The sequence below is a fragment of the Anaerohalosphaeraceae bacterium genome (assembly GCA_035378985.1).
Classification (GTDB): domain Bacteria; phylum Planctomycetota; class Phycisphaerae; order Sedimentisphaerales; family Anaerohalosphaeraceae; genus JAHDQI01.
This window is the reverse complement of the sequence record DAOSUR010000025.1, coordinates 1-19,579: the sequence shown is the minus strand read 5'-3', so window position 1 is coordinate 19,579 and position 19,579 is coordinate 1. Positions and strand designations below refer to the sequence as shown.

Genomic DNA, 19,579 nt, shown 5'->3' with positions numbered 1-19,579 from the left:
AATTGTCCCCACGCGCGTGGGGGTGAACCGTACTGGGGTGGGGAACACTACCAGTACTTGACCATTGTCCCCACGCGCGTGGGGGTGAACCAGCGGGAAATTATTTATTTCAACCGGCGGTGCAATTGTCCCCACGCGCGTGGGGGTGAACCGAGCAGTTCCGTATTTGTCAGAGCGCGGCCGAAATTGTCCCCACGCGCGTGGGGGTGAACCGTACCGCTGGTCGCTGGAGGCGAACTCCAGCCCATTGTCCCCACGCGCGTGGGGGTGAACCGACGGACAGCCCGACAAGACAAGGACATTTACAATTGTCCCCACGCGCGTGGGGGTGAACCGTCAACAGATTTTTTTAGGATTTTTTGAGCGGGATTGTCCCCACGCGCGTGGGGGTGAACCGTTATGGCGTGAACTGCATTCCGGCCATCAAAGATTGTCCCCACGCGCGTGGGGGTGAACCGACTTTTTGTGGATTAAAAAGCCGGGGTTTGAGATTGTCCCCACGCGCGTGGGGGTGAACCGCGGTCTCTTGGAACTCAGCCGTAAGATCTGGGATTGTCCCCACGCGCGTGGGGGTGAACCGGGACCAGACTTGATCCGGTCCCCTGAGGGGCTATTGTCCCCACGCGCGTGGGGGTGAACCGACCAGCCGGATAGGCCGGTGTGGGTCGTTCAGATTGTCCCCACGCGCGTGGGGGTGAACGCACATTCGGTAACAGTACAAACCGGTTGTGCCGTCTCGCCTTGCGTCTCGGGGACGATTACAACGCCCGCGGCGATGTCCGTGCCCTGCTCCAGTCCCATGGCTGGACCTGTGTCAAGGGCGGTGAAAATGAATACTGGCGCAGGCCGGGCAAAACCAGCGGCTGGTCAGCCACCCTCAAAAACGGCATCTTCTATGTCTGGAGCACCAATGCCTATCCGTTCGAATCGCAAAAACCCTATTCCTTGTTCAGCGTCTATGCCCTCCTGGAACATGGCGGGGACTTCAGCAGAGCGGCAGCGGAACTGTCCAGGCAGGGCTTTGGACAGCAACCAGATATCCGCCCTGCCGATGTCGATTTGTCGGGCCTCTTGACAACTCCCCAAAAGCCGCTGCCGGACGATCCCGGTCCGATTCCGGAGACGCTCTTTTCCGTGCCGGGATTTGTTGAGCGGCTGATGAAGTTCTGCCTCGATACCGCGCCCTATCCCAACAAGGCATTGGCCTTCTGCGGGGCGCTGGCGCTGCAATCCTTCCTGGCCGGCCGCAAAATCAAGGAACCCGGCGGCATCCGGACCAATCTCTATCTATTGGCCCTGGCCAGTACGGGCACAGGCAAGGACTGGCCCCGGAAGATCAATGCCAACATTCTCAACTATATCAACGCCTCCAGCTGCCTGGGCAATCGGTTTGCCAGCGGCGAAGGCATCCAGGATGTCATGGGGGCCAATCTGAATATGCTGTTCCAGACCGATGAGATTGACACCATGCTGCGATGCATCAATACGTCCCGCGAAAGCCGCTATGAGAGCATCCAGGATACTCTCCTGACGTTCTATACCTCCAGCGACAGCGCCTTTCCCATGCGGACCAAGGCGGGGATGAAAGAGTGCGTCTCGATCCGCAATCCTCACCTGACCATCTTCGGTACGGCTACCCCCAAGAATTACTACCAGGCGCTCAGCGAGCGGATGATGACCAGCGGATTTTTCAGTCGGATGCTGATCGTCGATGTCGGAGAACGGCCCTTGTGTGAGCAGGCGGGTGATATTGACAATATCCCGTCCGAAATTCTGGATACGGCTGAATTCTGGCAGGAAAAAACCCGGCCCTCTGCCAAACACAATCTGTCCTGGGAAAATCCCAATCCCCCGATAGCCCCCTATCAAGGGAAGGCAGGGAAACTGTTGTTCGAGTTCCAGCGGCAGTCAGACCTGAACCACCGGGCAGCAGAGGCCCAGGATGAAGTTGCCAAGGCCGTCTGGTCACGGGCCGCCGAGAACGCTCGCAAACTGGCCCTGCTGTATGCCTGCAGCGACCCCCCCCAGAAGCCATTGATTAGTGAGCAGGCGGCCCAGTGGGCCATTGCCTTTGTCAATCACCAAGTCCGCCGTCAATTGTTTATGGCCGGCATCTATGCCGCCGAGAACAGTTTCCATGCCGACTGCCTGAAACTCAAAGAAAAACTCCGCAACGAGCCGGGCAAGCAGCTTCTACATAGCGTGCTCCTGAAGCGCATGAAAACTGATAAAGATTCGTTCAGGAAGATCATCGAAACCCTAATTGAACAGGGAGATATCCTGGTCAAGGAAAGCACATCTGCAACATTTAAGGGGACTGTATATGTCTTGTGTGAGTAAAAAACCCTTCCCCAAACGTTTCACCTCAAAAGGGGTGAAACGTTCCATTTTCGTGGGCAGCGATAAATACCCAGGTTCATTTTTGGGTCAAAAAGAAAGAACCCTTCCCCGAAAAGGTGAAAGGTTTGGTGAAAGGTTTTATTGTATAAATAAGGATATAATAACAATATACATAAACTCTTCCCCTTTCACCCCACCCCCGCGTGCATATTTTTGCGCGCGTACGCGCGTGAGGAGAAGTGTTTATTTCTGGAAAGGAGACCAATCATATCTGATGAAATGACCTATTACGACAACCATTTTTTCTTGCCCTGGGAATGTGGGCGTTCCAACTGATGGGGTGAAAGATTCATGGATATTCAAATGATTACTATTCCTGTGGAAGTTATTGGTGAATACTTCGTCCTTTTGGATAAACAAGGAAACCAGCTTGTTACCAAAAAGATTCATCGTGACTGTCTTCTGAATCCTTCTATGGATTCGATGGAACAGGTCATGTGGGGTGTCGCGATAAGAAAAGCAACCGACAAGATCAATCGTCACAACAATATTGCTCCACGGCAAACTCCCTGGCAAAGAAAATTTGATTCCTTAGCTAAAAGTTTTTCCCATAGGACCAGAGACTTGAAATTGCTTCACACCAGAAAGCGTTTTGAACAATATCCGACTTGTACCTGGACGAAAACTGTTAAGCGCATGATAGAACAATCCCGGAATTGTTATGTTTATCACTGTGAATCTCCGTGGAAACGCTGGGTAACCTGCGCATGTAAAAACAATAACCGTAGGAGTTTGACGCGTTATGGCAAAAACAATTAAAACGAATGAGATCTTATCCTTGCTGGAAAAACAACAATATCGTTGTGCTTTGAGCGGTCGAAAGCTCACACCTGAAACAGCATCTTTAGATCATATCCAGCCACTCTCACGAGGCGGTCTTCACGATATTTCTAATATCTGGATTGTTGATCATCAGGTGAATATTGCCAAGGGGGCACTAACCGCAGAGGAATTCATCAGATTATGCCAGGAGGTCACATGGAATCAAAAATAATTAGTCGAGCGGTTCCTTCGCGGGAAATTAAAAAGAAGACTGCACGGGGAACAGCCGCGTTCCCAGGAAGAGTTTGTTTGTATTGTCCGAGATAACCACACACCTATTTGGAGACCTGCTATGACGAAACAATTCAACATCGAACTTCGAGGGATCGAGACCCTCCGGCCCTATGAGCACAATCCGCGCCTCAATGACGGTGCGGTCGACGCCGTGGCGGACAGTTTGCAGGAGTTCGGCTTCAGGCAGCCGATTGTGGTCGATTCCGATGGCGTCATCGTCTGCGGCCATACCCGCTACAAGGCCGCCTTGAAACTGGGTCTGGCCAAGGTGCCGGTTCATGTGGCCAAGGACCTGACGCCCGAGCAGATCCGGGCCTACCGCATCGCCGACAACAAGACGGCCGACCTGGCCGAGTGGAACTATGAAATCCTGCCCATCGAACTATCGGAGCTGATGGAGGCCGGATTCGACATGAGTTTGCTGGCCTTCGACGAAAAAGAACTGACCCAGTTGCTCAACGCCGCCGAGGTCAAACAGGGCAACTGCGATCCGGACCAGATCCCCGACCCGCCGGATGAGCCAATTACCCAGTCGGGAGACCTCTGGGTCCTGGGCAATCACCGGCTCCTTTGCGGGGATGCGGGCAGCCAGGAGGACCTGGATAGGCTGCTGGATGGGCAGGTAATCCATCTGATCAACACCGATCCCCCCTACAACGTCAAGGTCGAACCGCGCAGCAACACGGCCATCGCGGCCGGCCTCAGTTCCTTTACCAACAAGAAGGCCCAACTGCATCATCAGGGTTTTGACCAGGCACGCGGCGCCGGTGATCCCAAGAAAGCCCGCAAGAAGATGCGGGCCAAAGACCGGCCGCTGGAAAATGATTTTCTTTCGGCTGAAGATTTCAACGAGATGCTCCGAGCCTGGTTCAACAACATGGCACGCGTCCTGGTCCCCGGCGGCTCGTTTTACATCTGGGGCGGCTATGCCAATCTCGGCAATTACCCCAAACCGCTCCAAGACGCCGGATTGTACTTTTCGCAAGGGATCGTGTGGGACAAACAGCACCCCGTCCTGACCCGGAAGGATTTCATGGGGGCGTTTGAGATTTGCCAACCGCCTGATACACAAGTCATGACACCCGCCGGCACGACCGCGTTGTCCGCCCTGCGAGACGGGGATGAGGTCATCACGTATGCCAAGGGTTCTGGAGCCATCATCGGCCACCGTCGTGGCCCAACGATCCGCGTCGGCACGCGTACATATGGCGGCCCCCTCTATGGGATTACTGTCGGTTCCAACACCACTTGGTGCACCGATGGCCATCTGTTCAGCGTCCGACTCGTACCACACGCTCGGTCCATCTGGTGCGTCTACCTCATGCGGCGTGGTCGATGGTGGCGCGTGGGCAAGACGAAGTTGCTCACCACATGGGGGCTGGGCCTCAAGCAGCGGCTCGATATGGAAAATGGCGAAGAAGCCTGGATTCTCAGCACCCATGACACGAATTGCGATGCGGCATGTGCCGAGCAGGTGGTCTCGGCTCGGTACGGTATCCCAACCACGTTTTGGGTTGAAGCCAAAACATGCAAGCGAACGCATTCGCAGATCACCAGCATCTACGACCGCTTTGATCCAATGGCTCTGCATCGGGGAGCGCTTTGGGCCCTATCCGATCACCATCGTCGGATCGAATACCCGTTTATCCATTGCGGCAACACGCGACCAAAGTACGGACGCAGGGTGTCTTTTCTGACGCGGGCATGCAACCTGCTGCCTGATGCAATGGAAGTTCCCGTTCCGGCAGGCGGCCCAAAGTATCGCTGGATACCGATTCGACATGTGGATGTGCAAGACTACGCTGGGCCGGTCTATTCGCTTGATGTGGACAGATACCATCATTACATCGCTGACGGCATCGTTACGCATAATTGTTTCTATGGTTGGAAACTCGGCAAGGGTCACCGCTTCTTCGGTCCCAACAATGCCCCTGACCTGTGGCACGTCAAAAAAATTCCGCCCCAGAAGATGGATCACTTGACGGCCAAGCCGGTGGAGCTGGCGGTACGAGCGATCCAGTATTCTTCCAAACAAGGCGAGAATGTCCTGGACCTGTTCGGCGGATCGGGCAGTACCCTGATCGCCTGCCAGCAGACAGACCGGAAGGCCTTCCTGATGGAACTGGACCCATTGTATTGCGATGTCATCGTCCAGCGTTTTGAAAACTTTACGGGATTGAAAGCCCAGCGGATCAGTCCTGAGAGCCCGAATGCTGTTTAAGAAAGCGAGCGATTTGATGTTTGTTCTTTTGCCCTTGAGCCACCGCCAAGACAAACTCGACCAGCGATGGATTGTCGATCTGAACCCGGATGCCGTTCCATTGCAGGAACGCCAACGCGCAGACGATTCCCGTACGCTTGTTTCCATCCAGAAATGGATGATTCATCACGATATGATACAAATAGGCCGCGGCCATCTCGAACAAATCCGGGTGGGCGTATTGCCCTCCAAAGCCGGCCCTGGGCATGGCCACCGCCGACTCCAAAAGTCCTTTGTCGCGGATCTGGCCGCTGCCTCTGTACCGGCGGACCTGATCGGCATGGATCCTCAAGACCTCATCCAGATTGAGGAACCGGATCTCCATCGGCTAATCGGCCAGCTTCTGGAGGGCCGGGCCAAAGTCTTCATTGATCTGGTGGAGGATCCGGTTCAACTCGGCCTGTTTGCTGTCCGGACGAACCGGAGAAATGACCAGTTTGTCGCCATTGGTCGTGATTTCCACCTCTGTATCCGGGGTGATTTGCAGCAATTCCATGATCGGCTTGTCGATGACCAGAGCGTAGCTGTTTCCGTGTTTGATGAGGTTTTTGACCATACAATCCAATCTCCCAAATTTCGTATACACATAGTATATACGAAATTATCGCCCAAATCAATGGGATTCTTGAAGAAAAACCCCGGTCATTTCCGGGGTTCTGGAGAAAAGAGGTCTGCGAATCGGTTATTTCCGGGCCCACACAAACTGCCCGCGGCCGACCTTCTGGAAGCGGGAATCATCTCCCTTGGTTGTGATTTCCTTCAGGATGGCGGCACAGAGCGTATTGGCTGGTGTCTTGCCGCTGGCGCTTTTCCAATAATCCTTGGCGGCCATGGTCTCGATCAGCTGCCGGCAGGTCATGGGCCCATTGGCCTCCGCCAATACCCGCACCGCCGCATCCAGCGCCGAGAGCCGTTGGACCTTGGGCGACATTGGCCCACGTTTCGATTGGGCGGCCTTTTGGGTTCGGGTCGTAGGTTTTCTTGGCTTGGGGCTGGCCTTGCCGCCCTGGGCCGACGGGGACGCTTTCTTGGGATTGTACAGGCCCACCAGCCGTTCGGCGGATTGGATGGCCACCGGCTTATTGCCGGCCAGCGTCACCGCCTCCCAGCCGCCCTCCTGGGCGGCCTTCATGATCCGCACGGGCGTAGTGTTCCTGCCGACCTTCAGGTCGTACACGCTGCCGATTTGGATGTCTTGGGTTTTCATCATTTGGGTCCTTTCAAAAAAATGTTCGTCCGGAACGCTCCGCCACGCTGCTACAGGCGGGTTTCCTGGAGGGTATCTTCGATTTCGCTTACTTCGAATCCGCTCAGGAAACTCAAGATTTCCATCAGGTTCTGGCGGATGTGCTTTAAATCCCCGACGTGGCCCCAATTAATTTCTTTGGGGGTTTTGCCCAATTCGCATTCAAAGAATCCGAGCAGGTTGGCGATGTCGCTTTTGGCGGTTTCGTATTCGGTTTTTACATCTTGTTTTGCCATGTTTGGGTCTCCTAAAAAGGCGTTTTTATTGTTCAATTCCAGGGATGACTTACCGGCTTTTGGCCCCGGATCCAAGGGAATTAAGTCATTATTTTCAAAGAATTTGCATTATTTTTTTAGCCGTTCTGGACCCGGGGTAGAATGAATCCAAAACTGCTCAAAATTACGGCCTTAAGCGTGGAGGAACTGGCCCAATTGCTCCGCCAGGCGGGCCGCCGGTCTATCTCTGGACAAGCGGTGCTGGCAATCGCCCAAAAGGCTGGAATTGTCCGGGATGGAGGCAGGATTAACCTGATTGAATACACCGCATTTCTGGCCCGGGAGGTGGCCGGTGGCGCCGATTAATCCAACCCAACTGAAACCCGCCGAGCTGACACGCTTGCTCAACTCCGCCGGATTTGGCGAGGTCATCAACGAACGCACCCTGCGACGCCATCGCAATCGCGCTGGATATACCATCGGCGATACCAGGACGGTGGATCTATTCCGCTATGCCGCCTGGCTGACTCATCGGTACTTGGAACCGCCCAAAAAGGAACGCACCTACGAGGAGATGAAAGAAGCCGCCCGGCGGCGGAATGCCGAACTGGCCCGGGCCGGCCAGGACATCGGGCAGATCCCGGAAGTCGTCAATCCCGATCGCAAGGCACAGGCCACGGCCAGCTTCAAGACCTTCTGCGAGGTGTATTTCCCGGATGTGTTCTACCTGCCCTGGTCCGAGGACCATCGGAAGGTTATCGACAAGATCGAGCAGGCAGTCCTTCAGGGCGGCCTGTTTGCCCTGGCCATGCCGCGCGGATCGGGCAAGACGGTGTTGATGCAGATGGCCTGCCTGTGGTCTGCCCTGATTGGGGCCACGGAGTTTGTCTGCCTGATCGCCGCCTCCGCCGAACGGGCCAAGGACCTGCTGGAAAACATCAAGGTCTGGCTGGAGACCAATGACTTCTTGCATGAGGACTTCCCGGAAGTGACCTTTCCGATCCGCGCCCTGGAACGGATTACCAACCGCCAGAAAGGGCAAAGGTACAATGGGGTCCCGACCCGCATCGAATGGGCCGCCGACAAGATCGTCCTGCCCACCATCAAAGGCAGCAAGGCCTCCGAGGCAGTCATTTCCTGCAGCGGGATGAAGGGCTCGGACATCCGGGGCCAGAACTATGCCCGCTCGGATGGCCGGGTGGTCCGCCCGCAGCTGGTCATGGTCGATGATCCCCAGACCACCGAATCGGCCTGGAGCCCGTCCCAATCCCAGCGCAGGGAAGCAATCTTAGCCGGAGATGTCCTGGGCATGGCCGGGCCTGGCAAGAAGATCTCCGGCCTGATGGCCTGTACGGTCATCCGGCCGGGGGATATGGCCGACAATATCCTGGACCGTCAAAAGCATCCCGAATGGCAGGGAGACAAGACCAAGATGGTCTATGCCTTCCCCACCCATGAAAAACTCTGGGCGCGGTATGCCCAGATCCGGGCCGATTCGTTGCGGAACGATGGGGATGGCGCAGAGGCCACCGAGTTCTATCGCCAGAACCGGGAGGCGATGGATGCCGGAGCCATTGTCGCCTGGCCCCAGCGTCACAATGACGATGAACTATCCGCCATCCAGCACGCCATGAACCTCAAGATTCGGGATGAGGCGGCCTTCTTTGCCGAGTACCAGAACGAGCCGATCCTCGAGGCCGAAGGCGAGGACATGCTCAATGCCGATGAGATCACCGCCAAGCTCAACGAATACAACCGCAGCATTATTCCAATCGGATGCAATCTCCTGACCTTGTTTATCGACGTCCAGCAGAAGGCCCTGTTCTGGATGCTGTGCGCCTGGGAGCGGGATTTTACCGGCTATGTGGTCGATTACGGCACCTGGCCGGAGCAGAAACGGCTCTACTTTACCCTGCGGGACATCCGGCGGACCCTTGCCCAGCAAAAGCCGGGTGCAGGCCTGGAAGGAGCGATCTACAACGCCCTGGAGAAATTAACCGAGGAGAAACTGGGCCGGTTTTACCGTCGTGAGGACGGCCTGGAGATGAAGATCGACCGCTGCCTGATCGATGCCAACTGGGGTCAGAGCACGGATGTAGTCTACCAGTTCTGCAGGCAGTCGCGATTTGCCGGGATTGTCCTGCCCAGCCATGGGAAATACGTCGGCGCTTCATCCATCCCGTTTTCCGAATACAAACGCAAAAAGGGAGATCGGATCGGCCTGCATTGGCGGATTCCCAATACCGCGGGTAAACGCGCGGTTCGGCATGTCCTGATCGACACCAACTACTGGAAGAGCTTTGTACACGCCCGCCTGGCGGTGGCCATGGGCGATCCGGGAAGTTTATCCCTGTTTGGGCGGGATGAGACCACCCATCGTCTGCTGGCCGAGCATTTAACAGCTGAATACCGCATCCAGACGATGGCTCGGGACAGGGTAGTGGATGAATGGAAGCTGAAGGCCATCCGCCCGGACAACCATTGGCTGGACTGCCTGGTTGGCTGCGGCGTGGCGGCCTCCATGGAAGGAGCCAAACTGTTCGGGACCGAGAATGACAAGGAAAATCGACCTATGCGGATACGGCTTTCCCAGATCCAGAAAGGCAGGCAGCGATGCAGAACGTAAAAGTCAAACCGCCCAAAGGACTGGTCTGTAAGGCATGCGGCGGGCGGAAGTTCAAGGTCCTCTATACCCGGCCAGCCCACGACAGCCGCCTCATGCGCCGCCGGCAATGCCGCAACTGCGGCAGGCGGTTTACAACGTGGGAATCGACGGTTTATCGTTAAGCAAAATAGACAAGGCGGGTCTCGTATTGGGGCCGAGACAGGGACAGGAAATGGATCGCAGATTAGGCCTAGATAAGATTTTTTCGGAATTTGTATCCAAAAACCAGGCCCTTGGAAGCAATACAACCTTGAGAAATAGAGTTGCATAAAAAGGATCAGGACATTGGTCAGTTTTGAGTAAGAATTTATGTTTTTTTCAATCAACCTGGGGGCGGGTTGCATCGACTATTTATTAGAGAATCACGCCGCAGAGACATATTATCGGACATAATAGGTGCGGAATGGGATTTACCCTGGCCAGGCCTGTGCGGCAACATCAATAAGAGACGGTGGTCTTATTTTTGAAAGGAGAAAACTCATGCGTTCCCATCATTTCCGCATCCTGGTTTTTGGGTGTCTGTATGCAGCGCTGGGGGCTACCGGCCCCTATGGTTTGGCAGCAACGGATGTGCTGTTTCTGGTCGATACGACAGGCAGCATGAGCGGTCTTAACAATTTCAAGGCGGTTTTGGATAGTCTTGTTGCCGCGATTGATGCAAACTCCCTCTGCCCGGAAACTATTCTGTACGGCGTTGCCGACTACAGGAACTACGCCGACGGCGGAAACTATCAGGCCTACGGCGTGAATCTGGATCTGCCGTTCACATCGAGCATTCAAGATGCGCTGTCTGCCATAAACGATCTTACCGCCAACGGCGGCGGAGACACGCCTGAAAGTCAGTTGAAGGCGATGGTCAGCATCGCAGACAACTGGCTGACAAGCAGCGGCGATCTTGGCTTTAACGGCCGCGCGGAAGCCCAAAAGATTCTGATCTGGGCCGGGGACGCTCCTGGTCATATCGCAGGCGACGAGCCGGGGTCGAGCGGGTCTCCTCCGCCCGGTTATTATCCTACGCTCGATGAAACGATTGACGCATTAACCTACCAATCGATTCTGGTTTTTGCCCTCAATTCAGCGAACTGCAACGCCGGCCTGAATACCCCCTATGCAGGTATAAATAATCATACACCCCCCGCGTGCCAGCAGGCGAGCGAAATCACGGCGGCCACGGGCGGAAAGTTGTTCTGCAACGTCGGTCCGGGCGTGCCGGATATCGAGATTGACATCATCGGAGCGATCACCTGCTTTTCGTTCTCCAAGGATGACGGCATCGATTCGAGCGATTGCGTCATCCCTTATCAGGAATTCACCTACGAGATTTGCTGGTCGAATGTGTCCAGCCAGACCGTATATGACGCCTTCATCATCGACCGGCTGCCGGCCGGCGTGGACTATCCGCAGGGCGGCTATACAGCCGAATTCGGCGATCCCAACGATCCCAATCAGCCGCTGTTCACATTGATACCGCCTGATCCCGGATATGATAAGGATACGCACACCTATGTATGGCCGTTGGGTAACATCAGCCCCAATACGAACGGTTGCGTGGATCTGGATGTCATGGTGAACGAAAAGGCCGTTCCCGGGGAAATCCTGCATAATGTGGCTGACCTATACGGCACGGTGTACGATCCGAACAGCCAGACCCTCGTGGAGAGGTTAATCGCCAGGGTTTCCCGTGATACACATGTGTGCTGCTATCTAGGGATTGTAGAGGAGCTATATGTGGACCCGTCGGCAATCGGCGGCAACAATACGGGGCTGAACTGGCAAAATGCTTTTCTGGACCTTCAGGATGCGCTGGATTATGCACGGGACTCGATATGCGCGCAAGTGCATTCCATTTATGTCGCCCAGGGGACCTACAGCCCCGGAAGCAGTACATCAGACAGTTTTGTGTTGCCGGAAGGCGTTTCCGTATATGGCGGTTTCCAGGCGGGCGGAAGCGAGTTCGGGCTGCGAAATCCCAAGCGGTATAAAACCACGCTAACGGGCAAAATCAACGATATACAGCGTAACAATACGGTCGTAACAATGGGCGATGAAACGTTGCTGGATGGATTTACAGTTACAGAAAGCAACCCAATTGGCTATGGCATCTTCGGTTTTGGTGTTGATTTTACAGTCAACAATTGCCATATTGAAAAAAATGAAGGGTATGGCCTCTATGCCGAAGACGGGAATATCTCACTCACTTGGTGCATCATTCGCAACAACAAGGCCGATGGCATTCGCCATATTGGGGAAGGGTTTACACTGACAGTAGAGAATTGCTGGGTGCGTCAGAGCGGACGATATGGTGTTGTTTGCGAAAACACAACTCCGACCATTTTGAACTCGATTATTTCAGAGAGCGACATGACTAACGAAGGCCGTGCGGGTGTTATGATGGTGAACCCAACCTATCAACCATATTTACAAAATGTTACGGTCGCGCATAATAAAACAAGGGGAATCTGGCGCGTCGGCGGAGCACTGCCTGAAATCTACAATTCGATTGTCTATCATAACGGCGGGCCTGCCCTCGCAGGGTTTTCCGCGGATCAGGCCGCCTGGTACAGTTGTATCGAGGACGCCAACAGCGTCAACAACAACATCAGTTCGGATCCGAAGTTTGCCTATTTCGACCCCAACAATGTCAGAATTATGCTGGACAGCCCATGTCACGACTCAGGCCTTACGCTTCAAGAAAATTACTCTCAGGTGGATATGGACAACAGGTCCCGCGTTTTGGGTTATGCCGTTGACCGGGGCGCGTATGAAATCGAGTGTGAGGATACATCAAACTATTTTGACCTGAACGCGGACGGACTGGTGAACTTCCATGAGTTCAGCGGCTTTTCAAAAGCATGGCGCGGGCACGATCCGAATGACCCTGTCTGGCTGGCTGATCCCAATCTGGCTGATCCGAATCTATCTGACGGCTGGTATGAATGGAAATATAAGTATAACTTCGATCCAACCGGAAACAGTAAGTATTCGATTGATTTGGCGGATCTGACAGTACTTCTGAATGCTCCTTGGCTGTGGAAAGCGTGCTGGCTTGATTTAGAAGAAGTGTTCATGCAGCAAATGATCTCCGGCGATGATGAAATGCTGAGGATGCGCGGCAAAGAAGAATGGCAAATGTTCTCGTCAATGGAGACCACCCCTGAACCGTCTGCCGTGGAGGGAAAATCCGTCCAGGAACAGATTGTTGATCTGGCCACCGCTATCGTGTTCCTGGAGCAAATCTGGATAGAAGACCCTGAGATCCAGAAGCAGATTGATCCTGATGTATGGCAGCAGTTCATGGAGGCGGTGTACGGCCATCTGCTGGAGTTAAAGAGTCAGTATGACCGGATTGAGTAGGCACTTGACTTGTGAACATAAAAAGTATATAATGTTATTGTTGGGTGCGGGGTGGTTTCCGCACCCAACAGCCCTAACAGAATGGAAAACAGCGATGAAAAGAATAGCCCTGTGTCTTTTGCTTATCTTTTGTTTGCCGACAGCATTTGCCGGTTATAGCGATGGTTTCCTTACCGCCGAAGATGGCTATCAATATTTTATCACTTGGCGTTCGAACCAAATCCCTCTCATTGTGGATGGGGGGGGAGCTCTTGAGATTTCAGTGCGAGACAACGGCCGCCTGATTGTACAATCAACTTCGACACCGCTGATTATGGGGCAAAGCGGTGTATATGATATTCTGCTATTCGACGGCCACCTTCTTTACTTGGATGGCGTAACCGAGTTGATTCGAATTGCCGGCAATAACGCCACCGCAGTTCTCAAAGGTGGAAGCATCAATCTGATTAACAGCATGCAGTTTACGGAAAAAACAAATTCTGCCCCGCATATCGACCTGTATTGTCAGCCAGGCTGGTCGTGGCTTGACGGCGACCCGATGAAGGGCATCCAAGGTAAGTGGATAAATGGCTCACCATTTGAAATAGAATTCAGCAACGATCCAACCTATGATCCTGTTTATACCAATATTAACGTCATCATTCCTGAACCGGCAACGATGTTGCTGCTCACTCTGGGCAGCCTGCTAATTCGTAAAAAGAAATAGACAATACCTCGAAGGCCCTTGCTTCCAACGAGCAGGGGCTTTTTTCATATGCTTAACTGGCACTTCAGAACCCGCCTTTGACTAAAAACAGATTTTAAACCCATTATTCAGTAACATTTTACCCTTCCATGTCTATCTGTGTAACCATTTTCACAGGTCCGGGCTTTTTCATTTGCACCTTTCCAACTTTCGTTCATAATCAGACCAGACAATTGAATCAGGCGTCGGGGCGCGACTGATCATCGCCGCCGAAACGAAAAAGGATAAGGCCGTGTGGGGCCACACCCCCTGCGGCCTTTTTGTTTTTGGCCGGCGCCTTCGAGCGGGATAGAGCAATGGGCATGCTCGCGAGGGTTTCAAATCCCTCGAGGTTGAAGGTTCAAGTCCTTCTCCCGCCAGTATGACTGAACCATTGGAAAACACGATTCAGGAAAACGCCTCCGGACCCAAACGGGCCAGTGGCGATAGCGGCTCTGTGGAGCAGCATTCCCTGGCCGACCAGATCGCCGCCGACAAATACCTGCAGTCCAAGCAGGCCGCGGCAACGAAGGGCTTGGGAATCAAGCTCCTGAAGATTTCTCCGGGAGGGACGATCTGATGTGGCCGTTTAAGCCCAAATCCAAGCCCGCCCGGATCTCGTTTCCGCCGGCGCTGCGTGCCAAGTACGATGCGGCGCAGACCACCCGCGAGAACCTTCGCCACTGGGCGATGGCCGATGGCTTGTCGGCCGATGCGGCTGCTTCCAGTGATGTCCGCAAAACCCTGCGCCAGCGGGCACGCTACGAGGTGTCCAATAATTCCTATGCCAAGGGAATCATCCTGACGCTGGCCAACGATTGCGTGGGCACCGGTCCCCGGCTTCAGGTCTTGACCGGCGATGATGCCCTCAATCGAAAAATCGAGGCGGCCTTCAGCCAGTGGGCCCACCGGATTGGCCTGCCTGCCAAACTTCGCACCATGCGGATGGCCAAATCGACCGATGGGGAGACCTTTGCCATCCTGGCGGGCAATGGGGTTATTGACGGCCCGGTCAAACTGGATGTCTACCTGGTGGAGGCCGACCGGGTCACCACGCCGCACCTGGAACGGATGGATGAAAACATCCTCGACGGCATCGAGCTGGATTCGTTCGGCAATCCGGTGCGGTACTATATCCTTCGCTGCCATCCGGGCGACCTGCGGGCCAGGCCGGATGATTATGATAGGTTCGGCGCTGAGGCGGTCATTCACTGGTTCCGGGCGGACCGGCCCGGCCAGCACCGAGGGGTTCCGGAGATCACACCCGCCCTGCCGCTGTTTGCCCAGTTGCGTCGTTATACCCTGGCGGTCCTGGGAGCCGCGGAAACCGCGGCCGATTTTGCGGCAGTCCTGTTTACGGATGCCCCGGCCAATGGCGAGGCGGCCTCCGTGGAACCGATGGATGTGGTCGAGCTGGAAAAACGCATGGCCACGGTCCTGCCGGACGGCTGGAAGCTGGGCCAGATCAAGGCCGAGCAGCCCGCCACGGCCTACGGGGAATTCAAACGCGAGATTCTCAATGAGATCGCCCGCTGCCTGAACCTGCCCTACAACATCGCGGCCTGCAATTCATCCGGCTACAACTATGCCTCCGGACGCCTGGACCACCAGACCTACTACAAATCCATCCGGGTTGAACAGGCGGATCTGGCTTCGGTGGTCCTCGACAAGATCCTGGCCGCCTGGATGGATGAGGCCATGCTCTCCACTGAATTTGCGGCTTTGCGGACGATTGGCTGCCTGCCGCACCAGTGGTTTTTTGATGGGACCGAGCATGTCGATCCGGCCAAGGAGGCCAACGCCCAGGCCATCCGGCTCCAGTCCAATACCACCACGCTGGCGGCCGAGTACGCCCGCCAAGGCAAAGACTGGGAGAGCGAACTGCGGCAGCGGGCCAAGGAGAAAAAACTCATGACCCAACTGGGACTTGTAGAAGAAACCACTCCCCTAACCGTAGAGGACGACGATGAAGACTGATTATCCGCAAACCATGCATTTTGAATGCCCCCTGACTATCGAAGCGGCCGGTGATGAGAAACAAGTTCCGCAGTTTTCGATGGTGGCCTATACCGGCGGGCCGATGAAGATCGCCGGGTTTACCCATCCGGTCGTCGTGGACCTGGAGGGACTGGCTATTGAGCGGCAGAACATCCCTATTCGCCTGGATCACCATCCCAAACAAGGGGTGGGACATACCCATCGGGTCGCGGTGGAAAACGGTCAGGTCATCGCCGAGGGGTTTATATCCCGCGATACGAGCTGGGCACGGGATGTGGCCAAAAGCGGATCGAGGGGCTTTCCCTGGCAAGCCAGTATCGGGGCGGACATCTTAGAGGCGGAGTTTGTCCCCAATGGACAATCTATTCAGGTCAACGGCAGGACTCTGCAAGGTCCTTTGTATGTCATCCGCAAATCGATCTTGAAGGAGATCAGTTTCGTGGACAGCGGCGCAGATACCAACACGACCGCTCAGGTAGCGGCACAATCGAAAGAGGAAAATCCAATGAAAAAAGAATCGAAAGAAAAACAAACAGACCTCCAGACAGAGGTCACCCCTCAGCCGGCCCCGGAAAAAATCGAAGCGACGGCCACCGCAGTAGCCGATCCCGATCCGGTCCTGGAGATCCGAAAACAGGTAGCCGGCGAGACCAAGCGCATCCAGGCCATCCGGACGGTTTGCAATGGCAAGTTCCCGGACATCGAGGCCAAGGCCATCGAAGAAGGCTGGGACGTCACCCGCTGCGAGCTGGAGGTCCTGCGATGCTCCCGGCCCAAGGCCCCGGCCGTGCATGTCCAAAAGCCTGTTCATCCCCCGCAGATCTTCGAGGCGGTGGCCATGATGGCCGCTGGGATCGGTACGACCCGACTGGAGGCGATGTATGATACGCCCACCTTAGAGGCGGCCGACAAACTCCGCGGCATCGGTATCCAGGAATTCTGCGAACAGGTCGTCGGCCTTCAGCTGCCCCGCTTTCGCCGGGATGCCTCGGGGTGGCTGCAGGCGGCCTTCAGTACGACCTCCCTGCCCGGAATCCTGTCTAATGTGGCCAACAAGATGCTGCTGGAAGGGTATAACTACATCGAGGATGCCTGGCGTCGGATCTGCAAGATCGCCAGCGTCAACGATTTCAAGGAGCATACCCGGTATCGCATGACCGGCAGCTTCCAGTTCCAGCAGGTCGGCCCCGATGGCGAGCTCAAGCACGGCAAACTGGAAGAGATGCAGTACGGCCAGAAGGCCGATACACACGGGATCATGTTTGCCCTGACCCGGCAGATGATCATCAACGATGACCTGGGTGCCTTTGCCGACATCCCCCGTTCCATCGGCATGGGAGCGGCCGAGGCGATTGCCGATGCGGTCTGGGGACTGCTGCTGTCTAATCCCAACAGCTTCTTTTCAACGGCCCACAAGAACTACCTGGAGGGGGCCGATATGGCCCTGAGTGTCGATGGTCTGACGGCCGCCGAGATCCTCTTTGGCGAGCAGACCAAGCCCAACGGCCGTCCCTTAGGGATCGGTCCGACAATCCTGCTGGTGCCCATCGCCCTGAAGGTCATTGCCGAGCAGTTGATGAAGTCGGTCAACCTCAACGAGACGACCACGGCCAATAAGGCCAAACCGCAGGCCAATCCGCATGTGGGCAAGTTCGAGGTGGTCTCCAGTTCGTATCTGAGCAACACCTCGTTTCCCGGCTCCAGCAGCAAGGCGTGGTATCTGTTTGCCGATCCCAACCGGCTGCCGGCCATCGAAGTGGCGTTCCTGAATGGCGTGGACCGCCCCACCGTCGAGAAAACCGATGCCGACTTCAACACGCTGGGGATTCAGTTCCGGGGCTATATCGACTTCGGCGTGCGGGAGCAGGACTTCCGCGGGGCGGCTAAATTCAAAGGGGAAGCCTAAACATAAACCTTAGCACAGGAGAATTCTTATGGGTGCTCACTTTGTTCAAGACGGAAAATCAATCGATTACACGCCGGCAGCGGCTGTAACGGCCGGGGATGTGGTGGTTCAGGGTGACCTGATTGGTATTGCTAAGCTGGACATTGCCGCCCATCAGCTGGGGGCGCTGGCCATCGAGGGGGTCTTTGACTTCCCGAAGGCCACCGGTGCCGGCTCGGGGATTGCCGCCGGTGCGGTTTGCTACTGGGATGTCGCGGACGGCCAGGCCAAGACGGATGCAGAGGCCGGAGCCAACAAGAAACTCGGCAAATGCATCCGGACGGCTGGCGATGAGGATACCACCGTGCGGATCAAGCTGGATCAGTGACGGATGGCCGATCTGCTTCAAAAAGGTCTTCAGTTCATGGAAAATCAGCGCCGCCGGCACCTGGCCCAGGAAGTGACCTACCAGCGCGGAGCTGAATCGGTGCCGGTTTTGGCGACCTTCGGCAAGACCACTTACGAAGTGGAAGAGGCCGAAGGTGTTACGGTCGGCGCTGAGGTTGTTGACTTCTTGATCGCCGCTGCCGACCTGGTGATCCAGGACCAGCCCATCCGGCCTCAGTATGGGGACCAGATCATCGTAGCCGGTCAGGGAACCTATGAAGTCCTGGATCTGCCGGGCGCTGGATGTTACCGCTATAGCGATCCGTACCAGATGACTTTTCGGATACACACAAAACTTATTTCATAAGAGAAGACTGATGAACGGAAAAAACGAAAACGCATGGCAGAAACTGATCTTAACCGTCCTGGGGCTAGCGACCACGATCCTGCTGGTTGCGTTTGGTTCTCTGGAAACCCGCAAGGTCGATAAGAGCGCTTTTGAGGTCCATATGGAGAACGAAAGGGAACAGTTCCGGCGAATCGAGTCGTCTCAGTCCAGGATTGAAGACAAGATCGACCAGCTCCTTCTCAGTCAGCAGGTCGGTAAAAAGCCGGCTCCGTAAAGGAAAACGATGTCCATCGTAAATCCCAAACAAATGGCCGATGCAGTAGCCAGCATGCTCAATGGGGGCAGTTTCTCGAACCCATTTGAGTCCCATGTTTCGCTCAAACCCCTGTTGGATCTGACCGAGCTGGGGGTTCTGAAGGTCACCGTCGTCCCGGTCTCGCTGGGTCTGGAGAAAATCGCCCGCGGGATCCGCAGCGGCCGGTATGAAATCGACATCGCCGTCCAGCAGAAACTGCCTGCCGAGGAAATGGATGCGCTCATCGAGTCCCTGATGGATCTGGTCCTGGAGATCGCCATTTTTCTGGACAGCCGTCCCATCGAATACGACCCCGGCAAACACACGGCTGCGGTCAAGACGGAGATCAAGCCCATCTATTCGATGGAACACCTGGCTGAATACAAAGTCTTCACCAGCGTAGTCACCGCAACCTACAACCTCACGTAAGGAGAATCAAATGCGAAAGATCTGGATCATCCTTTTTGGCCTGCTTCTCAAGGAAATTTGCTGCGGATGGATATACGAGGTGGTGTTATGAATAACCTAATTGCGCGGATTATTTCGGTTACCTCCCAGTACCAGCCGCTGGTTCCTGAGCGCCTGGTGGCGACCATCACGCTGTCCGCCCCGCCGACCAACGCCAGTCCGGTCTATATTCAGGGGGACAGCGGCCAGGATGTGCCGCTGGTCCCCGGAGAATGGCACCTCTTCCAGCGAGTGAACCTGGCCGAGATCCGCATCAAGGGAACGGCCGGTGATACCG

Annotated in this window: 21 protein-coding genes, 1 tRNA gene and 1 CRISPR repeat array; of the genes, 18 read left to right on the top strand and 4 right to left on the bottom strand. The window is 55.4% G+C overall.

Annotation, left to right across the window (positions count from 1 at the left end; all coding sequences use genetic code 11):
- Position 1 precedes the first annotated feature (1 nt).
- A CRISPR array of direct repeats spans positions 2-702; the repeat unit is 29 nt; unit sequence ATTGTCCCCACGCGCGTGGGGGTGAACCG.
- 39 nt (positions 703-741) lie between these two features.
- The 4 genes from PKY88_12535 (at position 742) to PKY88_12520 (ending at position 5,677) form a co-directional block, all read left to right on the top strand.
- The gene (locus tag PKY88_12535; protein ID HOQ06027.1) at positions 742-2,340 is read left to right on the top strand and encodes a DUF3987 domain-containing protein; all 1,599 of its coding nucleotides are present in this window, start codon (positions 742-744) and stop codon (positions 2,338-2,340) included.
- 351 nt (positions 2,341-2,691) lie between these two features.
- A complete protein-coding gene (locus tag PKY88_12530; GenBank protein ID HOQ06026.1) occupies positions 2,692-3,159 on the top strand; it encodes a hypothetical protein in 468 nt (155 codons plus the stop codon).
- Entirely contained in the window at positions 3,143-3,394 is a 252-nt protein-coding gene (locus tag PKY88_12525) for an HNH endonuclease signature motif containing protein (protein HOQ06025.1), read from the top strand. Before PKY88_12530 ends, PKY88_12525 begins: the two co-directional genes overlap by 17 nt.
- Before the next feature lie 120 nt (positions 3,395-3,514).
- Complete coding sequence (locus PKY88_12520; GenBank protein ID HOQ06024.1) at positions 3,515-5,677, top strand: DNA methyltransferase; 2,163 nt, start codon at positions 3,515-3,517, stop codon at positions 5,675-5,677.
- Here the strand turns inward: PKY88_12520 and PKY88_12515 are convergent.
- From PKY88_12515 to PKY88_12500, 4 genes are all read right to left on the bottom strand, one after another.
- Positions 5,649-6,041 carry a type II toxin-antitoxin system death-on-curing family toxin gene (locus tag PKY88_12515; GenBank protein HOQ06023.1) on the bottom strand — a complete coding sequence of 131 codons (393 nt, stop codon included), beginning with the start codon at positions 6,039-6,041 and terminating at the stop codon, positions 5,649-5,651. The genes PKY88_12520 and PKY88_12515 overlap by 29 nt on opposite strands.
- Before the next feature lie 3 nt (positions 6,042-6,044).
- On the bottom strand, positions 6,045-6,272 hold the full coding sequence (locus PKY88_12510) for an AbrB/MazE/SpoVT family DNA-binding domain-containing protein (GenBank protein HOQ06022.1): 228 nt from the start codon (positions 6,270-6,272) through the stop codon (positions 6,045-6,047).
- 126 nt (positions 6,273-6,398) lie between these two features.
- Complete coding sequence (locus PKY88_12505; protein ID HOQ06021.1) at positions 6,399-6,926, bottom strand: winged helix-turn-helix domain-containing protein; 528 nt, start codon at positions 6,924-6,926, stop codon at positions 6,399-6,401.
- Between the two features lie 47 nt (positions 6,927-6,973).
- Entirely contained in the window at positions 6,974-7,198 is a 225-nt protein-coding gene (locus tag PKY88_12500; GenBank protein ID HOQ06020.1) for a hypothetical protein, read from the bottom strand.
- Between the two features lie 141 nt (positions 7,199-7,339).
- Here PKY88_12500 and PKY88_12495 point away from each other — a divergent pair, with 141 nt between their 5' ends.
- From PKY88_12495 to PKY88_12430, 14 genes are all read left to right on the top strand, one after another.
- A complete protein-coding gene (locus tag PKY88_12495) occupies positions 7,340-7,543 on the top strand; it encodes a hypothetical protein (GenBank protein HOQ06019.1) in 204 nt (67 codons plus the stop codon).
- 130 nt (positions 7,544-7,673) lie between these two features.
- The gene (locus PKY88_12490) at positions 7,674-9,803 is read left to right on the top strand and encodes a phage terminase large subunit family protein (protein ID HOQ06018.1); all 2,130 of its coding nucleotides are present in this window, start codon (positions 7,674-7,676) and stop codon (positions 9,801-9,803) included.
- The gene (locus PKY88_12485) at positions 9,791-9,964 is read left to right on the top strand and encodes a hypothetical protein (protein ID HOQ06017.1); all 174 of its coding nucleotides are present in this window, start codon (positions 9,791-9,793) and stop codon (positions 9,962-9,964) included. The genes PKY88_12490 and PKY88_12485 overlap by 13 nt, the downstream gene beginning before the upstream one ends.
- Positions 9,965-10,322: 358 nt before the next feature.
- The gene (locus PKY88_12480; protein ID HOQ06016.1) at positions 10,323-13,196 is read left to right on the top strand and encodes a right-handed parallel beta-helix repeat-containing protein; all 2,874 of its coding nucleotides are present in this window, start codon (positions 10,323-10,325) and stop codon (positions 13,194-13,196) included.
- A 94-nt stretch (positions 13,197-13,290) separates the two neighbouring features.
- Positions 13,291-13,902, top strand: a complete 612-nt coding sequence (locus PKY88_12475; GenBank protein ID HOQ06015.1) for a PEP-CTERM sorting domain-containing protein — start codon at positions 13,291-13,293, stop codon at positions 13,900-13,902.
- Between the two features lie 322 nt (positions 13,903-14,224).
- Positions 14,225-14,300: transfer RNA gene (locus PKY88_12470), tRNA-OTHER, on the top strand.
- Between the two features lie 2 nt (positions 14,301-14,302).
- Positions 14,303-14,500, top strand: coding sequence for a hypothetical protein (locus tag PKY88_12465; GenBank protein ID HOQ06014.1), 198 nt, complete (start codon positions 14,303-14,305; stop codon positions 14,498-14,500).
- Positions 14,500-15,897, top strand: a complete 1,398-nt coding sequence (locus tag PKY88_12460; GenBank protein HOQ06013.1) for a phage portal protein — start codon at positions 14,500-14,502, stop codon at positions 15,895-15,897. Before PKY88_12465 ends, PKY88_12460 begins: the two co-directional genes overlap by 1 nt.
- The gene (locus PKY88_12455) at positions 15,887-17,824 is read left to right on the top strand and encodes a Mu-like prophage major head subunit gpT family protein (GenBank protein ID HOQ06012.1); all 1,938 of its coding nucleotides are present in this window, start codon (positions 15,887-15,889) and stop codon (positions 17,822-17,824) included. The genes PKY88_12460 and PKY88_12455 overlap by 11 nt, the downstream gene beginning before the upstream one ends.
- A 28-nt stretch (positions 17,825-17,852) precedes the next feature.
- Positions 17,853-18,191, top strand: a complete 339-nt coding sequence (locus PKY88_12450; protein ID HOQ06011.1) for a DUF2190 family protein — start codon at positions 17,853-17,855, stop codon at positions 18,189-18,191.
- 3 nt (positions 18,192-18,194) lie between these two features.
- Positions 18,195-18,557 carry a hypothetical protein gene (locus PKY88_12445; protein ID HOQ06010.1) on the top strand — a complete coding sequence of 121 codons (363 nt, stop codon included), beginning with the start codon at positions 18,195-18,197 and terminating at the stop codon, positions 18,555-18,557.
- Between the two features lie 10 nt (positions 18,558-18,567).
- Positions 18,568-18,813, top strand: a complete 246-nt coding sequence (locus PKY88_12440) for a hypothetical protein (protein ID HOQ06009.1) — start codon at positions 18,568-18,570, stop codon at positions 18,811-18,813.
- Between the two features lie 9 nt (positions 18,814-18,822).
- On the top strand, positions 18,823-19,263 hold the full coding sequence (locus PKY88_12435) for a hypothetical protein (protein HOQ06008.1): 441 nt from the start codon (positions 18,823-18,825) through the stop codon (positions 19,261-19,263).
- Between the two features lie 87 nt (positions 19,264-19,350).
- On the top strand, positions 19,351-19,579 hold a 229-nt coding region (locus tag PKY88_12430; GenBank protein ID HOQ06007.1), incomplete at its 3' end, for a hypothetical protein.